Source organism: Sphingobacterium sp. ML3W (assembly GCF_000747525.1).
GTDB lineage: Bacteria > Bacteroidota > Bacteroidia > Sphingobacteriales > Sphingobacteriaceae > Sphingobacterium.
Genome location: NZ_CP009278.1, coordinates 3,814,651 through 3,835,578 on the forward strand (window position 1 = coordinate 3,814,651; position 20,928 = coordinate 3,835,578).

Annotated in this window: 16 protein-coding genes; 3 read left to right on the forward strand and 13 right to left on the reverse strand. The window is 36.4% G+C overall.

From position 1 onward, the window contains the following. Genes eboE through KO02_RS16355 form a run of 6 tightly spaced genes read right to left on the reverse strand, consistent with a single transcriptional unit; the run spans position 1 to position 5,381 of the window. Positions 1-1,209, reverse strand: a complete 1,209-nt coding sequence (gene eboE / locus KO02_RS16330; RefSeq protein WP_038699986.1) for a metabolite traffic protein EboE — start codon at positions 1,207-1,209, stop codon at positions 1-3. An 11-nt stretch (positions 1,210-1,220) separates the two neighbouring features. After that, entirely contained in the window at positions 1,221-2,390 is a 1,170-nt protein-coding gene (locus tag KO02_RS16335; protein ID WP_038699988.1) for a 3-dehydroquinate synthase, read from the reverse strand. A gap of 16 nt (positions 2,391-2,406) precedes the next feature. Then, positions 2,407-3,291 (reverse strand): UbiA-like protein EboC, encoded by an 885-nt coding sequence (gene eboC, locus KO02_RS16340; protein ID WP_200878561.1) that lies wholly within the window; start codon positions 3,289-3,291, stop codon positions 2,407-2,409. A 12-nt stretch (positions 3,292-3,303) separates the two neighbouring features. Then, the gene (locus KO02_RS16345) at positions 3,304-4,290 is read right to left on the reverse strand and encodes a TatD family hydrolase (RefSeq protein WP_038699992.1); all 987 of its coding nucleotides are present in this window, start codon (positions 4,288-4,290) and stop codon (positions 3,304-3,306) included. 11 nt (positions 4,291-4,301) lie between these two features. After that, complete coding sequence (locus tag KO02_RS16350; RefSeq protein WP_235212278.1) at positions 4,302-4,997, reverse strand: EboA domain-containing protein; 696 nt, start codon at positions 4,995-4,997, stop codon at positions 4,302-4,304. A 9-nt stretch (positions 4,998-5,006) separates the two neighbouring features. Next, on the reverse strand, positions 5,007-5,381 hold the full coding sequence (locus tag KO02_RS16355) for a transmembrane 220 family protein (protein ID WP_038699994.1): 375 nt from the start codon (positions 5,379-5,381) through the stop codon (positions 5,007-5,009). A gap of 581 nt (positions 5,382-5,962) precedes the next feature. Here KO02_RS16355 and KO02_RS16360 point away from each other — a divergent pair. Next, a complete protein-coding gene (locus KO02_RS16360; protein ID WP_038699996.1) occupies positions 5,963-6,856 on the forward strand; it encodes a pirin family protein in 894 nt (297 codons plus the stop codon). Positions 6,857-6,860: 4 nt separating this feature from the next. Continuing rightward, on the forward strand, positions 6,861-7,253 hold the full coding sequence (locus KO02_RS16365; RefSeq protein ID WP_038699998.1) for an OsmC family protein: 393 nt from the start codon (positions 6,861-6,863) through the stop codon (positions 7,251-7,253). A gap of 109 nt (positions 7,254-7,362) precedes the next feature. On the opposite strand, the gene KO02_RS16370 is transcribed toward KO02_RS16365, so the two are convergent. The 6 genes from KO02_RS16370 to KO02_RS16395 form a co-directional block, all read right to left on the reverse strand. Continuing rightward, complete coding sequence (locus KO02_RS16370; protein ID WP_038700000.1) at positions 7,363-7,896, reverse strand: YceI family protein; 534 nt, start codon at positions 7,894-7,896, stop codon at positions 7,363-7,365. Between the two features lie 104 nt (positions 7,897-8,000). After that, complete coding sequence (locus KO02_RS16375; protein WP_051959996.1) at positions 8,001-10,358, reverse strand: hypothetical protein; 2,358 nt, start codon at positions 10,356-10,358, stop codon at positions 8,001-8,003. A gap of 199 nt (positions 10,359-10,557) precedes the next feature. Beyond that, positions 10,558-11,652, reverse strand: coding sequence for a metallophosphoesterase (locus tag KO02_RS16380; protein WP_081918411.1), 1,095 nt, complete (start codon positions 11,650-11,652; stop codon positions 10,558-10,560). A gap of 4 nt (positions 11,653-11,656) precedes the next feature. After that, positions 11,657-12,520, reverse strand: a complete 864-nt coding sequence (locus KO02_RS16385; protein ID WP_038700004.1) for an SdiA-regulated domain-containing protein — start codon at positions 12,518-12,520, stop codon at positions 11,657-11,659. A 6-nt stretch (positions 12,521-12,526) separates the two neighbouring features. Beyond that, positions 12,527-14,596 (reverse strand): polyphosphate kinase 1, encoded by a 2,070-nt coding sequence (gene ppk1, locus KO02_RS16390; RefSeq protein ID WP_051959998.1) that lies wholly within the window; start codon positions 14,594-14,596, stop codon positions 12,527-12,529. A gap of 3 nt (positions 14,597-14,599) precedes the next feature. Continuing rightward, positions 14,600-15,751, reverse strand: coding sequence for a Pycsar system effector family protein (locus KO02_RS16395; protein WP_038700006.1), 1,152 nt, complete (start codon positions 15,749-15,751; stop codon positions 14,600-14,602). A 328-nt stretch (positions 15,752-16,079) separates the two neighbouring features. On the opposite strand from KO02_RS16395, the gene KO02_RS16400 reads away from it, so the two are divergent. Then, positions 16,080-18,722: an alpha-L-rhamnosidase gene (locus tag KO02_RS16400; RefSeq protein ID WP_038700008.1), complete on the forward strand. Its 2,643-nt coding sequence runs from the start codon at positions 16,080-16,082 to the stop codon at positions 18,720-18,722. Between the two features lie 178 nt (positions 18,723-18,900). Here the strand turns inward: KO02_RS16400 and mnmE are convergent, their stop codons facing one another. Then, the gene (gene mnmE, locus KO02_RS16405) at positions 18,901-20,277 is read right to left on the reverse strand and encodes a tRNA uridine-5-carboxymethylaminomethyl(34) synthesis GTPase MnmE (protein ID WP_038700010.1); all 1,377 of its coding nucleotides are present in this window, start codon (positions 20,275-20,277) and stop codon (positions 18,901-18,903) included. Positions 20,278-20,928: the final 651 nt, after the last annotated feature.

Here is a 20,928-nt window from a genome sequence, read left to right on the forward strand (position 1 = left end):
TTATACATTCGTTTTGATTACCCAATCCAGTTCATTACTAATAGATTCTGCAATGGGTATTTTTAATTGTTCTGGTAGTACCTCCCAAGTGTAGGTCTCCACTTCTAAATGATCGGTAAAGGGTTCGTTTTTTTGCAGCTCTAATAGTTCGATGATATCTTGTTGTGTGGACTGTAATGCGCCAATATCTTGTACAGATATAGGGACATGGAAGTGGGCACGCCATTGAATCACATCATGATGATCAAAATCTGCCAGTGCAGGTGTTAGGTCCGAATAGCGTATCACTTGACCATCACTTTTAAGGGCTACTACTTGATGTAGATAAGTCGGTTCATTAAACTTTTGAAAACTATTTTTAATAATTGCTCTTTGTTCACTAGATTGATCTAAGTTTGCTTTTAAAGCTGCAGATATTTGTATTTTACCCACTCGTATTCCTTTCGCTTTTAGCTCTTTTAGCACGACTGCATGGTCTTCATAACCGATTGCAAAATGGCAAACATCATAGCAAAGACAAAGGTGTCTCTTAATCAATGATTCGGCGTCAATTGCAGTGATACCAAATGATGTTGCAATATCCTGAACTGCTATCGGGAGTAAATCATTCGTATACCAATCGATAAATTCTCGCCCTGTTTCCAATATCCCATCCGGCTCAGGTTCCAAGTCGAGATGCATGATTGTACCCGTACTTTCTGCCATCGAAATCAATTCCTTTATTACTTCCACTATATTTAAGGTAGCAATCCTTTTTGCCTCCATAAAATCAGCAGTGGACTTAAACCAGTGTCTATAACTAAGTGGAGATGTCGAGATACCACCAGTCATTCCTTCGGCTAATAAAGACTGTAGAATGGTAAAGAGTCTTATCGTATAATCTTTACGCGCATCAGTAGTCCAATCTGGTGTATGTACATCCTCTTTGACTACTGTACGATGAAATTCGCCATAAGGAAAACCGTTCATCGTAAAGACATAAGCGTCATTTTCTTTCAACCATTGCTTGAACTCAATTAAATTATCCTCTTTAACGAGCTCCAAGCTCGAAATATTAGATAATCTAAGTCCTATTCCAAGTGGCTCATTTTTTGAAACAGACTGTTTGATAAAGGAAAAATTATCCTTTAAAGCTTTAAAATCATCGGCCCAATTTTTTCCTGGATGGATATTTGTGCAATATGTTAAATGGCCTGTATTAACTTTCATTTTCTACTAATTTAATGATTTAAGCCAGCTGTTACGCTGGTAAAATTTAAGACATAGTTACTTGCTGCTATCAATAACTGATGGTCCATATGATGCACCTCTTTCCCTGTACCTAGGTCAGTTAATAGCGTGATGGTCAACTTACCCCCAAGATGTTCCTGAAACTCCGTTAAACCACTAAGTATAGGTGATTCTTGATCATTAATCTGAATTAATGGATTAGAAATATCAAATGATAGATGATGCAATACATGCAATATGCGCAACAATTTATCCTCTGTTAATAATCCGCTTAAGAATGAATAGGCACTATCCAAAGCGATACCCATTGCTACAGCCTCACCATGCAAAACATGAAAATTGCTTAATTGCTCCAATTTATGTGCGCTCCAATGACCAAAATCCAAAGGTCTCGCAGATCCCATCTCAAATGGATCTGCAGATGCAATATGATTTAAATGTAATTCAGCACAACGTACAATCAGATAGTTCATGGTATCTAAATCACGAGCAACCAATTTTGTCGCATGTTCTTCAATCCAATAGAAAAATGTTGGGTCTTTTATCAATGCAACTTTAACAGCCTCTGAAATACCTGACCGCCAATCCCGATCCGTTAATGTTAACAAAAACTGATCATCATTGAACACTACAGAGGGGGGCGCGAAAGTCCCTAAGAAATTTTTCTTTCCTTTATAATTTATGCCATTCTTAACACCGATACCAGAGTCATTCTGCGAAAGTACGGTTGTTGGTATGCGGATATGCTTGATCCCACGGTGAGATACAGCCGCCGCATAACCGACAAGGTCGAGCACTGCTCCACCACCAATTGCAGCTATGTAAGAATGGCGATCAATACCGTAATGATCCACCGCTTCTACTACACGATCAAACAAGGAAGTGTCATTCTTTGAGGCTTCTCCTCCCGGAATAACCAAAATCTCTTGGATCAGCTGAACCTCTTGTTGTTGTTTAAAATAAGCTTTAATACGAGGCACTAAATCAGGGTGTGCATCAGCTACCCCCTGATCTAATACAAAAAATATTTTCCGTAAAACATCGGTAGGATTCCCTTTAAAAAAATCTATTAAAGTAGGATTATCGATGTCAAATAACGATTTAGTAAAATGTATTTTATATTCAAATTTTACACTAAAGGACTGTTCTAAAAAACTCATAATTAAAAATCACTAATTAAGTAACAGCGAAAGCTTTACTTAGTAAAATGGATAATGGTAATAAAAAAATGATTGTCAGCGCAATTTTCCAATCTGCAAAAACACTGGCCCAAGCCGCATTCATTAAAATCAAAGCAATCACACCGGCTTTAACTGCTTTTCCGATATTGGGTCCTATAGGGTTATTTATTGCTTTTATAAGTGGCTTAAAAATCATCCATGCAAAGGGTGCAAGGAATAAAAGGGTGACGGTAATATCTCCTTTGAAAACTGCAAAAAATAAGATACAAGCTATAACAAAGGCATAAAGTAGAGCTGCGAAATAAAGCATTCTTTTACTTCCTCCATGTACTTCATCCCTACTTATCATCGTGATAGAGGCAATATAAATAATAGGTACAATCGCCAAAAACCACCATTGACTCACTTCGGAACTAATGATGCTGACACCAAGTAACAGGTTTAATCCACGACAGAGCCCCATATTTAGGGGACCTAAAATAGCATGGTGTTTCGCCCATTTATTATACAGTAAACAAGCCACCATAATGGATATGGCAAGTACAGTTGTCGTCGCACCAATAAAAGTAGCGGTCCCAACCCCTATAAGGAAAAATATTGCTCCAAAAATAGTTGCACCTCTCTCGCTGATCAATCCACTAGGTATAGGACGTTCGGGACGTTCTACCCGATCTAGATTGGCATCGAAGACATCATTAAAAATAATGCCGCCACTATACAGACCAATTGTTGAAATACAAAGTAGTATAATTGGCAATGGATCATCCCAACCTATTGTTAACAAGTAACCTGATATCGCTATACCAGCAAGTACATCGGCTACTGCAGTTACAACATTTGCGGGTCTCATTAACCTGATATATCCTATTAATTTTTCCAATGCAATACCTAATTAAGTAATGATAATCGAGTTTTTATCAATTCGTGGTTGCTGTCCACCACGTAAAATAGAATTACTCGCAAATTTTTGAGATTGATCAATATTCTTAACGGATATGAAATCACTTTCATCAATCTGCCCGCTTTGACTAAAAGCCGTAATTGCATTTCGGAAACTGACCAATTCGATATCACTTAAACTAATGCCAGATTTTTTCATTAAAGCAGCAGTTTTAGGTACGGCAAGTGGATCAGAAATACCCCAATCTGCAGCTGAGTTAATCATAATCCGCTCTGAACCATATTGTTTCACAATATCTACCATACGTTCATTACCCATTTTCGTAAATGGGTAGATTGTAAAAGCAGCCCAAAAACCCCTGTCTAAAACCTCTTTAACAGTCTCTTCATTATTATGATCGACAATCACTGAATAAGGAGAGAGACCATGCTCAATAGCAATATCCATACTACGCTGCGTACCTCTTTTCTTATCTCTATGCGGTGTATGAATCTGTACAGGTAATCCTGCCTCTTTGGCAAGCTCCAACTGCAATCTGAAATATTTTTCTTCCGCAGCAGTCTGATCATCAAAACCTATTTCACCAATACCAACCACTCCCTCTTTAAAAATAAACTGAGGCAATAGTTCCATTACCTGTTCAGCCAACTTTTCATTATTAGCCTCACGCGAATTTAAGCCTATCGTACAATAATGCTTAATACCGAACTGAGAAGATCTAAATCTTTCCCAACCGATCAAGCTACTATAATAATCCGTAAAACTATCAATTCCGGTACGCGGCTGACCCAACCAAAAAGCAGGTTCTATGATAGCCACGATACCTGCATCTACCATCGCTTGGTAATCATCCGTAGTCCGTGCAGTCATATGGATATGTGGATCAAAAAATTTCATTCCACTAATATCATTTAAATCAAGAGCGCTTTGGTTTCTTTCTCCTGCATTTCTTTCTTGGAAATTGTCATTACAGCACATAATTCGTTATTTTATTTTCCTAATTCTATTAATTGATAAATTTCTGGATGAACTGTTCTATGGGCCGCTAGACGTTCTTCAACATAATCGTTTAAGGTACACGCTAGGGCCTGATTCGCTCTTTCTTTTAATCCAGTAATTTGGTTAACATCTTTTTCAGTAAAAAAAGCTTTTAAAACCAATTGGTTCCATGCAGCTTCGGTAAGTGTCTTTGCAGGAAAGGGATTGTGATACATAATTGCATCCAATACCGTTCCTATGTTAGAACGAATTCCTTCTTCACATCTGCTAACCCATTCTTCGGTATAACTTAAGAAAGGCAGAGCTGAATAAAGTGCAATCAGTTCATTCATTTCCGAAGCGATAAATAAGTTATTTATTTTATGGAGATAAACCTCTTTATTATGATCCGGTAACTGCATCAACAACCATACACGAGCCAGTCGATCCGAAGACCATTCCTGCAAAGAAAAACCAGGCAATAATGTACTTATTTCCACGGATTCTTCGGGCTGGATAATTACCTGATTTTTACCTAACATCCTTGGTATTTGTGAAAAACTTTGATTTAACTGGAGTGTTTTTTCTTCTGTTTTAATCGCCTCCACCTTAAGGACTAACCAAGACCATGCATCCAGAGTCAGGTTTTGTTTAAGAATCTGTTGGAACAGCTCATTGAGTTGTTTTTTTCTCTCTAAATCGATCATCGATATCATTTACAAATTAACAGCAACAAAATAGTTTATAGCCAACGCAGCAGCAACAATGAGAAGACCGAAAAATTCTCTCGTTTTCTCAATATAAGGTTTAGTAGCTTGCATACTCTCCACCAGACTTGGCGTTCGGTATTTCATCAACCAATCACGAACTCCATCTTTTGCAAAAAAGAGGATAACAGCATAAATAAGATAAAATACAATAGCACCAAGATATATAAATGGATAATAAAGATCAAAAACAGTCAACCCACAGCAAACGGATGCCAGCATATATATTGGTATCCATAGCCATGAATCTTTATCATTGAGATTTACATATGCAAATCCAATAAATGCAATGCAAAAAATAATATTTAAAACGCTTAGCATCATAAAGTTAGGTTTAGTCAATGAAATTCCATCATTTCTTTAACACAAATAAACAGATTATTAATCTGATTTATACAGTCAAATTGTAAAAAAATTAAGACGAATGTCAAATTACCATTAACTAGATGCTTAAACAAGCAATCATCAATTCTTTAATTTTACCTTTTTCTAGTTATTTCTAGTTCCTTCTCGCTCCGCTCTCCCCTATCTGTTCATGTAATTCTTTAATGGTACTAGAAATAAATAACATACATTATTTTCTTTTTTAAGCAATCAACAGCAATCTTGTGGTTGGTAAATGGAAATTAAATCGTTCAGAAATCTATTGCCATATCGCTTATCGCTCGCATTCTTTAAAAAAGCTTTCCATGTGCATCCAAATCGAATGGAATAAGCAATCCTGACTTTCTTAATCTAGATCAATGATTTAGAGCAATGAAACGACTATCTTTAGCTTAGTAAATAATGAAATCGTCGAAAATTGTACAATTATGATGTTATTTAGTTGATTTCAAGATTTGCTAAAATGTAAACTTAAGTACAATAAAACTGTTTAATACTTTAACGCGTAAAAATAGAATAATATGTCAAATATAGGAGTCATTATAGAAGAGCGAGCCGCAAACATCGGTAATTTTATGGTCGGTCGTCTCCTTCCATTCCATCAAAAAAGAATGGTCGGGCCATTTACATTTATCGACCATATGGGGCCGGCTGCATTGAATGAATATGAAAATCTAGATGTAGGTCCTCACCCCCATGTTGGACTATCAACTTTAACTTATCTTTTTGAAGGCGCCATCATGCATCGCGATAGCCTAGGTACCGAAATGGAAATAAAACCTGGAGCCGTAAATTGGATGACTGCTGGAAAAGGTGTAACACATTCGGAGCGAACCCCAGAATATTTACGCCATACCGACAAAGTATTACATGGGTTGCAGATCTGGGTAGCCCTTCCTAAGGAACTGGAAGAATGCGAACCTTCGTTTGAACACACCAATGCAGAAGACCTTCCGCATTGGGAAGATCAACAAGGTGTAAACTACACGCTAATTGCAGGAGAGGCATTTGGAAAAAAATCCCCCGTATCTGTTTACAGTAAACTGTACTTTATCGAAATAAAATCAAAAAATAAAGCAAAAGTCAGTATAGGTAAAGATCTCTATGGCGAATCGGGACTTTATATCTTGGAAGGTAGTATAACAGATAATGGAACAATTTTCGAACCCAAACAACTCCTTGTAGCTAAAGATGCACAGTTGTGCGAATTTGAAATTGGTGAAAATTCGACTATTTATATTTTTGGAGGAGAGCCATTGCCTGAAGAACGTTATATCCTTTGGAACTTCGTGGGTTCTTCCAAACAAAGACTTGAACAGGCCAAACAAGACTGGATCGATAAAAAATTTCCACCCGTTGCCAATGAAACTGGCTATATACCACTACCTGATTTTTACTTAAATAATAAAATATAAAAGCATGAACACCGTAAAAGCAACTATAGGATCCGATAAATACAAAACCACAGTTATCGCAGGAAAAAATAACATTATTGTTGATGAACCTACTGAAAAAGGAGGTCTTGACTTGGGTTTTCAGCCGTTAGAACTACTAGCGTCTTCGCTTGCTTCTTGTACAGCGATCACGCTAAAAATGTATACAGACCATAAACAATGGGCAATTGAAAAATTTCATGTAGCAGTTACCGTAGAACAATCTGAAGATAAAAAAGAAACAAAATTAATCCGGAAAATTAGTTATGAAGGTAATATTGATGAAAAACAACAAGTACGGTTGGAAGCAGTCGCGAATACTTGTCCAATACATAAGATTCTCCATTCACAAATAAGTGTAGAGACAATAATATTATAACTATAATTTGGTAAAGTAAAAGACTTATAGGGATAAGCCTTTTACTTTTTTTCAATAATTGAGCAATTAGTATGGCAATTGTGGCACGGTCCATGAGTTCCAAAAGGACTTAACTTTGCCTTACAATTTGTATTTCAGCATTGATTCTTACTTCATCACTTACAACGATATTACCCGCCTCGGTTACCGCATCCCATGTTAAACCGAATTCCTTACGGCTTAACTTACCAGAGACTGAGAACCCCGCTTTCGTCTGGCTATACCCATCGACTACAATGCCACCAAATACTACGTCTAACGTAATCGTTCTGGTAACACTCCCTATTGTCAATTGGCCAGTTAATTGGGCATCACTGCCTATTCCTTTATAGTGTGTACCTAAGAATTTCAAATATTTGTTTTCTACACTATTAAAAAAATCGGCCGACCGCAAATGTTCATCGCGCTGTATATCATTGGTATTAATCGAATCGATTTCAGCTACAAATACAATCTTTTGGGCTGTATTAAAATCGTCGGAAACGGTCTCTACCTCAAGGTCAAATTTCCCAAAATAACCTGTCACCGTCGTAATCATCAAGTGCTTTACTTTAAAAGACACCTCACTGTGACTTGGGTCAACCAACCATTTTTGTGTGATCATAATCTGATATTTTTAATATTTATAAATAAATGAAAGCAATCATTGTCCATCGCGAAGTTAAGAAGTACCAGTAAACTAAAAGTTGATGTAAATCAAGATTTACCCTAATCTATTGCCTCATACGAGGTGAAATTGATACCCACCCTTAAAGCTTGCAACCCCTTAACTCCCTGCAACTCTTCCAATTCCAATTCTTCCAGATCATCTAATAATGTTCCATTCTTTTGTAAATATTGTATATAGCCCAAATACTCCTTTTCATCATTCTTCGTAAAGTAAACAATTGCTATTTTACCCGGTTGGGTCAAGCGCTCGCTCGTACCTTTAAGGGTTACCTTATCAATTCTCCTCTTAATGATCTGGTAACGAATATTATAAGAACCTTCTACATCAAAACGGTGCTCATCTGTTCTAAAATTGATATCAATCAAATTAGCATTGACAAAAATAAGCTGTGTAGTCAGTAGATGTTTGCCCATCTGCTCGAGTAAACTATGCGTAATTTTCCCGATAGCAGCCATTGAAGTCAATTGCCAAAGTCGAATATTTTTAAGGTATATCTCATTAAATTTTTTATTCGGTGCAATAGATTGCCCTATGTATATATCATACTCAACTCCATCTGATCTAAATTTCTCGAAATAACAAGGGTAAGAACTTTGTAATTCTTTATCAAATAATTCCAAATAACCACTGATACCACTATTTATCAATTGAATGGAGTTTTCTAAAATGTTACGATTTTTATAGACAATACCCTCTATAGGGTGAACTGCTTTTTCGTATCCGTTGATTAAGGTATGGGCTTCTTTTGAATACTCCGTAAAATAGGTTAGCACTTCAGGCACATTCTGATTAAAGAAATCATTGACTTGGATTTGGAAACTATCCATCATCTCTTCATTGATTTCCTGTAACCATCGCCTACAGTTAAAAATCATTTCATCAAGAATAACAATGCTGTGCAGATCCTTTAACCGAACCAATAGTTTTTCTAGTAACTCTAAGTGAACGACCATATCCTGATATACTGCTTTGTTTCTTTCAATGGTTGAATTCCTGATATCAACAGCACCATATAAGGGATATACTTGTTCGAATTTAATATCGCCTATAATAGGCCTAGGTTTCCCTTCCTCCAACTGCTGTAAATATGTCCAAGCTTCTTTATTAAACTTCCACTGTACGGCTGACTGAAGGGAGGTAAACTTATCTTTTATAACCTCATTTATTTTCGTCTCAAAGTCAACGATTTCATCTTTTAATAATTGTGCAAGTAGTGTACTCGCACTAAATATACGCGCTAGAACCTGTTCATCTAAAACAACCTTCTTCTTGGTGAAAACTTCTATAACTCCTACTAGCTCTTTATTATGAGCTATCGGAATCAAGGCATAGTTTACCACATCCAACTCTTTTAATTTATCCCAGAAAAATTGTATGTTTTTATCTTCTGGCGATTGGTCATTACTGAATACTAGAATTTGAGGTTGTTTAATAAATTGATCCAATATTTCCTGAATACGATCCTCACTCATTTTATTATTCTGAAATAAGGAATAGATTATTGAATTCTTCTTATTTTTAAAATCAAAGACTACTTGAGCATTTAGCCTCAAAAAGGGTAAGAGCGAAAATTCAATATCTGCACTTCCTGCAAGTATTTTCAAAGCCTGTATGACATGTCCGTAGGAATCTGAGTTTTCAACCCCTCTAATAATCATGTTTTTGATATTTTCAAGGGCTTGTTGTGCAGTAACATCAGTAACTGTTAAAATTGAGAAACCATCTAATCGGATTTGATCCAATGGAAGTATTGATTTTATTATTTCAAAATTTAAGGTTTTTGAAAACTCATCTCTTATCTTCGAGCGGTCAATAATGGGTAATTCTCCTGTTACATTCACATCTACGAAAGAATGATCGATATGGATTCTATAGTACTTTTGCAGACCCGAAGTAGCATCTTCAAATGAATGTATCAGCTCTAAATGTTTTGCAGGATTTATACCATATAATCTTTCCAGAATAAATGCGTACAACATGTTCGTTTTATCTGATGAATCCAATGGATTCTGACTAATCCTTAATTGATCTTGGCACACATGCTGCTTCAGAAGCTCATAAAATTTATCTGTGCCAAAACATATTTTTTGTCCTATCGGAAACCCAAGAGCCCAATAAGCCTCTTCTTCTTCCACTAACGGCGGGTTTAATGAGGCATGGATTAACCTGAATATGGGTTCAAAGTGAACAATATTTTCTTCATTTACAGTTCCATGTACTTCAAATATGAGCTTAAACTCATGGAGTACATTCTCGAAAAAATTCTTCTTGATTGAAATTTCATTCCTCGTCCTTTCTTTTAAATAATTTAAAAACGGTTCAAAGGAGAACTTTGTTTCAATTTCAGGAAATTGACCTCCATCTTCATTTATGATATCGAATAATGCTGATTGCATCTTTTTAAAAGTTTAAATTAACACGGGCTTAAACATTGAATATGAATATCCTTTTTGACAACGATCGTTTGTCTCCATTTTTATCAAATCGTAAAACGAATCAATCTAGGAAGGACTCTTCTGCTATCAAAATTACTTCGTAAATTTATTTAATGACTAAATATCCTCAATTTAGAAGTCTTTTATTGCATGGCTAACCCTATTTCCTGAGGGGTATGCAATATACAAAATCCTCCTTTATTCCATGATTATCATAACGATAATAAGTAATACGAGTACTCCGATCCAGCATCATATCTACTGCAACAAAACCCTGTTTAGCATTTTTATAAAGCAATTTCTTATTGTTCTTAATAGCGGAACTTTTAGCTCCGGAACCACTTACTATTTGATATTGATCTCGATTTTTGATAAACTGCAATCCATGATCATGGCCTGCTACATAAATGTAATTTGGGTGTCCTTCGAATACCTTCCCAACGCTTTGTTTCAGACGTTTATATGTAGGATGGCGCATATCCTCTGCATTTGAAAAAGCAGTTGAACGCAATAATGGATATAATGATCCAATAACAGGTAACGGTAAATAAAGGCTTTTATCAATCAGGGTCAACGGAAATAGGTGATCTTTCAACGAATAATGGCCCCCATGTATTCCAAAAGATTGCATAGGGTGATGTGAGGCTACCAATACCATTTTGTCCTGATTCTTATCCAGTATGTTTTTTAGTTTTGCCAAAACCTCTACCTCGGAGTTACATGCGCATTCATGATTAGGATTATCTTTTTTATAAGGAAAAAGCCACCATTCACTATCATAAGCAATAATAACCATCTGATCCGAGATCGGGATTTCAATCGGGTCAGGGCATCCATTTGCTGGAATCAACCGCAAGAGAGAATCATTTTGTTGCGCTAAATAATCTCCTTGAGCCCTAATCTTTGCTAATCCATCCTTACCCGACCTGTCCCAGTCATGGTTTCCAGGGATAAAATATACGGGTGCACCTTTTGCTCGCATCGGCCCATATTGAGAACGCAAGATTTCCGCAGTTTCTACTTCCTCTTGGTCACCCGGAAGCCCCATTCCACGCGGATAGATATTATCTCCCAAAAACATAACGGTCGTTCTACCCTTTAGAATTAAATCTGCAGCAAGTGGTATGATGGTTTCTTGTTTAAAATTTATCTCACCAGCATCGCCTATAAAAATAACGCGATTGAGCACACTATCTTGAGCAATAACTTGAGTCATTGAAAAGGATAGCAAAACTATATGGATGAATTTTAACATATGATCAATTCAATTTAAATTTTATTAATGTTGCTTTATTAGTTTTATCCCCACCCTCATTTCCTATATATAGATTACCCGAATGATCGAAGGCAATGGCTTCTGGCTGATTAAAAACAGTTGGATTCAAGGGGTAAGCTCCTATCACTTCCCATTTATCATTGGCAACCACGAGCATCTTATTGATAGAGGAAAGAATAAACCATTCATTCGTCTGTGTGTTTTTAGTCAATGCCGACGGACGGAAGCTCTTTCCGTTCAAACTACTAAGACGGTCAATTTGTTCCTCATCTATTTTAAATTCACCTTTGCGGGAAACTTCGCCATCTTTAGCAAGTGCCAATATATATCCGGTCAATGTTTTAGACCCTTTATCTACCGTGCACTTTTTACATAATACATATAATAAACTATCCGCTGTTGAAGCTGCTAATGATTCATACTCCTCTTTTGGAATCAGACTCTCTGCGACTTTTACATTTGACGCATTTTTTTGACTCATATCAGCATGAGGAAAAGTATAAATAGTACCACTGCTTTCCATAACTGCCACATAGCCATTATTAATAGCAATACCTTCATAATCACCTTTTTTCGCAAACTTTATCTGTTGCAGATTTTGTTCACCTGGAGCGAAAAAATATACGATACCATGCTCATCTTCATTAGCGAAAATATATTGTGAGCTTTCTTGAGGGAAGGCTATACCAGATATTTCATGTAAGGCATCTGGCAAGAATTGCTTTTCGCCATTATTTAAATCATATCCCTTTGGACTTACAAAGCTTTTAGGGGTTTGTGCACATGCCGAGAAGAAAAATAAGCTTGCTATCGGCATACATATCCAAAATATTTTTTTACTGTTCATATGATATTAGTTTAAGGGATTTTCAATTTGTTTACAATAGTTATAAATACGATCTTGGGCACGCAGTCCTTTACTCGATAAAAATTTTATCGGTTCCATATTTCCATCCAAAAGTTCCGCAGAAGTATCGTCTTCCAGTTGTAAGGCGATAATGGTTTGTATTTCTTTTTTCAACCGTTCATTTATAATCGGAAAACAGACTTCAATACGATTAAATATATTTCGAGTCATCCAATCGGCAGATCCTAGATAAACTTGTTCGTCACCGTTATTATAAAAAATAAAGACTCGGCTATGTTCTAAATAACGATCAACGATACGTCTCACACTTATATTTTCGCTCAAGCCAGCTACTGCGGGCACCAAACGACATATACTTCTAACAATTAGCTGAATTTTTACCCCTGCTCGACCTGCTTCATATAATTTTTGAATCATTCCCTTTTCTTCTAAATTATTTACTTTTATGATAATCGAAGCAGGAAGTCCATTTTTTGCATGTGCAATTTCCTGATCTATTAGCTTAATAAAGCGCTCTGACAAATTAAATTGAGCGACCAAAAGATGGTTGAACCGAATAGTATAAGTAGATTCTTTGTCTCTTATCTCTGTCAGCATATTAAAAACTTCCTTTAATTCATAAAGAATTTCTTGATTAGCAGTCAATAATATGTGATCCGCATATACAAAAGCTGTTTTTTCATTTAGATTCCCTGTAGACAGCAATCCAAAGAATTTTTCCTGACCGTCTTTTCGTGTTTTCACCAGAGCAATTTTAGCATGTACCTTTAAGTTTGGAATACTATACAATACTTTTACTCCTGCGTCTTTTAATTTTTTAGCCCAGTAAATATTATTCTCTTCGTCAAATCTTGCTTTTAATTCTACAAAAACAATTACTTTTTTCCCATTTCTAACTGCGCTTAGTAAGGCATTCAGAATCTTTGAATCACTCGCTACCCGATACATGGAAATATAAATTTCTTCAACATCCCGACTTAATGCCGCTTCATTAAAAAACCGTAAAATAACCTGATACGATTGGTAAGGCGTATGTATTAAAATATCTTCCGTTTCAATTTCTGCAAACAAAGAAAAAGATCTGGTTTTAAAGCTATAAGGAATCGGAGCTTGTGTTCTGTATTTCCAATCTTTTTTATCAATTGGAAAAGAAAATAAATCGCTTAAATTATGATAGTTTCCTCCTTTTATTCCATTAGATCTTCGCAGATTAAAGAGCTTGTTGATCTTTTGTAAAAGTTCATCCGGAAGATCTGGTTGGTACAATAAGCGCGTAGCAATTCCAAAATCTCTTTTCTTAATTTGTTTTTCTATCTTTTCCAACAATGAGCCCTCAAACTCGTTGTCCAATTCTAAATCAGCAGTTCGTGTCACTTTCAATGCATAGATACCTGTAATAGAACCCTCTGGAAATACCAATTTCAGATTTTGCCGAATAATATCATCAATAAAGACAATATATGTTTTATCTTCATCTGAAACTTTGTAAAAACGAGCTATTCGGTCGGAAGGAATATTAATAAGACCCAATTTTTCAGTTCCTTGCTCTTCAACAGTAAAGATTAAATACAATTGATTGTTTTCAGGAAAAAAAGGCTCATCATCAAGTATCCTAATTTCCAAAAATGAAGCTATGCTTTCATAAAAATAATCCCTTGTTTGGGACGCAATAGTTTCGGGTATAATACCATCGTATACGACAAATATGCCTTCATCCTTCAAATCGGGAATGATATCTGCTACTAAAGTATTTCCAAAAAGAGCTAATTGCTTTTCTATTTGTAACTTGGCTTTTTTGTATATATTCGTCTCGTTAGGTACATAATCATCATGACGTTCCTCATTTTTAATCTTTTTCAATGCAGAAAGCACCGGCATGCGCACCCGGTAAAACTCATCTAGATTAGAAGAAAAAATTGCTAAGAAATTAATTCGTTCCAGCAAAGGAACCTGTTTGTTTCCTGCCTCCTTCAAAATCCGCTCATTAAAAGATAACCAGCTTAAATCCCGATTAAACAACCTCAAATTAACTGATTCACCATTTGTATCGTTCATATCTTAAGCATTAATAATAACGACAATAACAAAAGCAAGTACAGAAACAATTAACCCATACATGAATATATTATAAGCTAAGCGGAGTAATTTGAATTTACGTCCCAAAACAACTCCCTGGGAGTAAACATCTTTAATTAAAGTACTATAGAGGTAATCTCGTTCTTCCATCATGAGTTTCATCCCATTACTATAGCTTTCTAGGTTCATTTGGTAAAAATTACCGAAAAATAAGAGATTGACTTTCTTATTTTTCAGGTCATCTGGTGTGTATTTACCATTTGGGACAGAAGGTCTAGTTGCGAGAATCGCTATCACCATCGTAATCAGACTAGTAAATAGCAAAATAGCAGTAGGGAATACCAGATGTACATTATTATCTAACTTACGCAACAACAGTGCAATAACAACCGATAATATGATGGAGTTTACCGTAATTAAGATATTTGATTTATTGTCAGCCATATCACTTAAGCGCTGATTGTTGGTTGAAGTAATTCGAAACATGGTCTCAATACCCCGCTCTGGCCTTCGATTATTTTTTTCTTGACCGCTAATTTCCGACTCTTCTTTCTGTTGTAAAGCCTGGATATTTTGTTGCTTTTTTTGATCTAATAAGTTACGTCCATAATCGGTATGGTAATGATGAGCTTCCATCAATTTAATGGTGTTTTTACGCCACTCCTCTTTAGTTGCAGTATATCCACAAGCTTTTGCCTCTTGGCGCATCAATTTATTACGAGCTTCAAACCGATCGCTCCCAAAATGATACAAGTCTGCATCGCAGACAATTTCTTCAAGGAGATCTTTAGGAGATTGTGGTAGTTTTGTCGCCAAAATACATCCGCGAATTGCAAGAATAATGCTCGTATCAACCTGCTTTAAGTGTAAAAATTTTTCCGCTATTTCTGCACCTCTTTCTTCATGATTATCTTTACCATTAATGCAGTAACCAAGATCATGAAAATATGCCGATAGCGTCACAATAGCTGTATCTCTTTCATCGAGGTTATAATAGTCTGCCATCTTCTTCACGGCCTCTACCACCTCTTCAATGTGCGCTCGGTTATGGAAGCTCAGCTTTGAAAGGTCATGGTCATCCATATACTTATGTACGTATTGTGCTGTTTCATTTATCAATTGAGCGTAATCCATGAGGTCTAAAATTAGTATTATTTTCAGTAATCAATTGTGATTTAATGTTGTCTTCTCCTTGTCTTAAAGATAGGGATTTATCGGAAGATATTTTCTTACGATTTTAGAGATTTAACAGCAATCCTCTCCGAACGAAAAACTTAAGTATTTTTTTTAAACCCTTTTTTATTTGACTAAAACGCATTAGCTTTAGAGATATATTGCTAGTAAACAATTTCTGCGCAATATATCAACCAATATAACCTCTCAAATCTAAGGTTAGTTAAAAATAAAAATAGTTCGTCAGTAGTGAATCGATTACTGTTTTTGGAACAAAAAACCACACAAAATGAAAAGAACTTTATTGATTGTTGCACTAACTGTAGGCTACAATCTTTATGCACAACAGAAGCTTACGGTATGTGAGCCAATCAAATTAAAATGTGAACATCTAAGTAATCCATTGGGAATCGATATCCAAAACCCTAGGTTAACCTGGATGTTGAAGGACGATAGACAAGGTGCTATGCAGACCGCTTATCAGTTATTTGTAGGGACAGATTCTATAGCTGTCGATAATAACAAAGGTGAGGTTTGGGATACCGGTAAACAGTCGAACGGAGATATTATCGTTTCATATTCAGGAAAGGAACTTAATCCATTAACCAAATATTTCTGGAAAGTAAAAATCTGGGATAAGGATGGTAAACCGACGACTTCTAAGATTGTTGCTTTTGAAACAGGCATGATGGGAAGATACAATTGGAAAGGCACTTGGATCAGTGATCATCATGATATCCATCATAAAGAGGCTCCCTACTTCCGCAAAGCATTTGAGGTCAAAAAGACAATCAAATCGGCACGTGCTTATATTGCAGCTGCGGGGCTATATGAACTGTCGCTCAATGGTAGAAAAGTAGGTGAAAACTGGCTTGACCCCATGTATACCCGATTCGATAAAAGGACATTATATGTTGTCCATGATGTAACGCAACAATTGCAGTCGGGTGAAAATGCCATTGGTGTTATATTGGGAAATGGATGGTATAACCATCAATCTCTTGCCGTGTGGGATTTTCACAATGCACCATGGAGAAATCGGCCTGCCTTCTGCATGGACCTCCGCATTGTTTATACAGATGGCACTGAGGAGACCATTGTATCTGAGCAAGACTGGAAGACTTCTTCGGGGCCTATAACTTATAATAGTATCTATACAGGTGAACATTATGATGCCCGCTTGGAACAAGAAGGATGGAATACAGCTAATTTTGATGATTCAAAATGGCAGGGGGTAAAATATCGTAGTGCTCCAGCAGATCTCATTATTTCTCAACAAACTGTACCTATCCGGTTAATAACACCCTTTACCCCAAAGTCGACCCAAAAAATTGATGATAAAACCTACGTATTTGACATGGGACAAAATATGGCCGGTGTTACCCATGTAAAAGCTAAGGGTGCTGCGGGTACTGTGCTCAAAATCAAACATGGCGAGCGCCTACATACTGATGGCCGAATTGATATGGCTAATATTGATGTATACTATAGGGGAGATAAAGAGAATGATCCTTTTCAGACCGACATCTTTACCCTAAGTGGTAAAAAAGAAGATGAATTTATCCCAAAGTTTAATTACAAAGGATTTCGCTATGTTGAAGTTACCAGTAGTCAACCCATCTCCTTGCAAGATTTAAAAATCACCTCCTACTTCATGCATAGTGATGTCGAATCTGTAGGTGAGGTAAAAACCTCTTCCAAATTGGTCAATGATCTTTGGAAAGTAACCAACAATGCTTACCTATCCAATCTCATGGGATACCCAACGGATTGTCCTCAAAGAGAAAAAAATGGATGGACAGGCGATGGCCACCTCGCTATAGAAACTGCTTTATATAATTTTGATGCAATTACAGTCTATGAAAAGTGGCTAGCCGATCATCGAGACGAGCAGCAACCAAATGGTGTATTGCCAGACATTATCCCTACTGGGGGATGGGGATACGGAACAGCAAATGGATTGGACTGGACAAGTACCATTGCTATCATACCGTGGCAGATCTATATGTTTTATGGCGACAGCAGGTTATTGAAAGATTGCTATGAAAACATAAAACGATATGTAAATTATGTAGATCGAACCAGTCCTAGCGGATTGACTAGCTTTGGACGAGGGGATTGGGTTCCTGTAAAGTCAACTTCAAATCTAGAACTTACCTCTTCCATTTATTTCTATGTAGATGCGACTATATTAGCATCCGCAGCTAAACTATTTGGCCAACAAGAAGATTATGCGAAATACGATGCTTTGAGTAAAAAAATAAAAAAAGCAATCAATGATAAATTTCTAAATCGATCGACTGGAATTTATGCAAGTGGCACACAGACTGAATTGAGTATGACTTTACATTGGGACTTGGTACCTGAAGATATGAAAGATAAGGTTGCTGCCAATCTTAACAAGAAGGTAATAGAGACAAATTTTCATCTTGATGTAGGTGTACTCGGAGCAAAAGCCCTATTAAATGCACTAAACAACAATGGCTATGGAGAGACTGCCTATCAAGTAGCTGTTCAGGATAGCTACCCTTCTTGGGGTTGGTGGGTGGTAAATGGCGCCACTACGCTTTTAGAAAATTGGGACCTAAAAGCGGAAAGAGATATTTCTGATAATCACATGATGTTTGGAGAAATTGGGGGTTGGTTTTTCAAATCTATAGGCGGTATTCTTCCTGATGCTGATCAACCAGGATTTAAACATATCCTATTGAAACCTTCATTTCCTAGCACACTAGATCAGTCTGAAGTGACACATAAATCACCTTACGGATCGATAACTTCAAAGTGGACCAAAAACAAAAGGACCATCAATTATGAAGTCGCTGTGCCTCCAAATTCAACAGCGACGTTTTATCCTCCTGCAAATATAAAAGAACAAACAAACATACAACTTAGTGCAGGAAAACATAAACTCGTTTTTACCCTGCTGTAAGAAGTGCTTGACCCTACAAAAACCAAGTACCTGTTGGTCCAAGATAGTATTGATAATAGCTGCCAAAATTAGGTTGCAGCATACAATAGAAATACAGTAAAATAAAAAAAATCAGTAGTAAAATATACTACTGATTTTTTTATATGATTGGATAGCATTTTTACTATCTACAAACAGATTACTTCCCGATACAGAATTTCGAAAATATATTATCCAACAAATCATCTGTTGATACAGACCCTGTTATTTCACCTAAATGATAAAGTGACTGACGGATATCCATAGCTAAAAAGTCTGAAGTAACTGGATTATCAATACCATTAAGTACGCGTTCTAAAGATGACTGTGTATGTTGAAGAGCTTCTACATGTCGAATATTAGTCACTAAAACATCATCAGTATTCAAGTTTGCTAAATTTACTTGTTGCAATAATTCATCTTTGAGTTCCTCCACTCCTATTTGCTCTTTTGCAGAAATATACAAAGGCTGCAATACCGCATACTGTTGCTTTTGTTCAACGCTCAATAAATCAGATTTATTAATAATAGTTACAAAAGGAATGTTTAAAAGTTTCACCTCCTCAATCTGGGTTTCAATATCCTGCACCTGATCTTGTGTTGGATCAAACAGATAGATGATCAAGCGTGCTTGTTTCATTTTTGCTCTAGTACGCTCTACACCCTTGGCTTCGATAACGTCTATTGTTTCGCGAATACCTGCCGTATCAATAAATCGGAAAGTAATTCCCTTGATATTGATTTCGTCTTCAATCGTATCTCTTGTAGTGCCTGCAATTTCCGATACGATTGCACGCTCTTCATTCAATAGTGCATTTAAAAGTGTGGATTTACCCACGTTCGGTTTACCTGCGATAACCACTGGTACACCATTTTTCAATACGTTTCCTTGCTCAAAAGAAGAAATAAGCTTACTCACTACTTGATTTATCTGTTTAATCAGATTTTTCAGTTGATCACGATTTGCAAATTCCACATCTTCTTCAGAAAAGTCCAATTCCAATTCTATTAGTGACGCAAAATGAATCAAGTCGTCACGTAATTTTTTCAATTGATTGGAGAATCCTCCTCGCATTTGCTGCATAGCGATTTGATGAGAAGCAGCTGAATTTGAAGCAATCAAATCTGCAACAGCTTCTGCTTGAGATAAATCCATACCTCCATTTAAAAACGCACGTAAGGTAAATTCTCCAGCTTTCGCTGCCCTAGCTCCTTTTTTAATGAGTAAACTCATCACCCGCTCTATGATATACTTCGAATTGTGTGTGGAAATCTCCACTACATTTTCTTTTGTGTAAGAATTAGGACCTATAAATAGGGAAACCAACACTTCATCTATAATTTCTTCGCCATCACGTATGGTGCCGAAATGAAGGGTATGAGAAGATTGCTTGAGCAAATTCTTTCCTCGAAATACTTGATCGGTGATTACAATCGCATCCTTTCCTGAAAGACGAATAACTGCAATAGCGCCGTTACCACTAGCTGTGGCTAATGCCACAATTGTTTCTTGTTCCAAAATAGTGTGTTCAGACATCTTGCAAAGATAAGGATTACAGCCGTAGTTCACTGGTAAATAAACGATATATTTAAGGTATGATCAGTACATAAGTATTAAATTATACGAGCATTTTTCAACCCAGAAGTTCGCTCACTCTCATTAAACGAGGGCAAAATACCTAGAATAGGTTAGCCTAACATAAAATCATTGAATCTCTTGACATCCGAGTAGTGTTAGGGCACTCATTGGTAATGATTCGAGTATGACAGAAGACTGGTTCGGCAATTGTATGGAGCTTGTTCGCCTAATAACCGAAGGATAGTCGAAGGTCATTCGAAGCGCGGTCGAACAATCATCGAACCAGGGCCAAGGCTGTGTCCCATCAGTCTCAAATCGTTGGCACACATGGTATGGACTTGCATGGAGTTTTAAAGACTTACAGGGACTTTCATGCACTTTCACCTTCATAGTGAACCAAGGTGTACTAAATTACTTTTGAGCTATAATATTGCTTTGGTACGGTAACAACTAATAATTACTAAAGTGATTTAGGGAGTGAAAATTAAATTGGCTACCAAAAAAATACGTCCTGTTTTTTGACTTTAGAATAATTATCTTCAATAGATCGTGTACAATAATATTAATAAAGAAGAGGCGGTGGAATTAAGCGGCTACTAGCAAAAAAAG